Raw genomic sequence first — 848 nt, forward strand, 5'->3', positions numbered from 1 at the left:
CTTCGTCTACGATACTCAAACACGCACCACTAGCCGTGCTTCCGTAAATTCACAGGGCAATCAAGGAAACCAAATATCCTTCTCACCTGCTATCTCGGGAGATGGACGTTATGTGGCATTTGAGTCATATGCTAACAACTTGGTGCCAGGAGACACTAACGACACTGGTGACATCTTCCTTTATGACACCCAAACACGCACCACCAGCCGCGTTTCTGTAGATTCACAGGGCAATCAGGGGAATAACGAATCCTTTTCTCCCAGCATCTCAGCAGATGGACGTTATGTGGCATTTGCTTCATATGCTAACAACTTGGTGCCACGAGACACCAATGACACTGCCGATATCTTTGTCTACGACACTCAAACACGTAGCACCAAACGCGTTTCTATAGATTCACAACGCAATCAGGGAAATGACTTATCCTACAACTCAGTCATCTCCGCTTCAGGACGTTATGTAGCGTATGAGTCATATGCCAGCAACCTAGTGGTAGGAGACACCAATAACAGCCGTGATATCTTCCTCTACGACACTATTACCAACAACGCCCCAACAAACTTGGCGTTGAGTGCTACTAGCGTAGATGAAAAGGTGCCTGTGGCAACAGAAATTGGTGCTTTCACCACCACAGATCCAGACACAAACGACCAGCACACCTACAGCTTAGTGACGGGGACGGGCGATGCTGATAATGCCGTCTTTAGTATTAATGGCAACAAACTACTCATTAATAATTCCCCCAATGCAAGCAAATCTAGTTACAACATCCGCGCCCGTACTACTGACAAAGGTGGACTCTACTTTGACAAACAGTTCACTATCAATGTCAATCTGAGCGTTAATC

At 46.3% G+C, this 848-nt stretch carries 1 pseudogene; it reads left to right on the plus strand.

Annotated features, from left to right (window positions below):
• Window positions 1-848, plus strand: a pseudogene (locus tag DP116_RS19365) (PD40 domain-containing protein); the annotation flags it as partial.

The organism is Brasilonema bromeliae SPC951, assembly GCF_012912135.1.
Taxonomy (GTDB): Bacteria; Cyanobacteriota; Cyanobacteriia; order Cyanobacteriales; family Nostocaceae; genus Brasilonema; species Brasilonema bromeliae.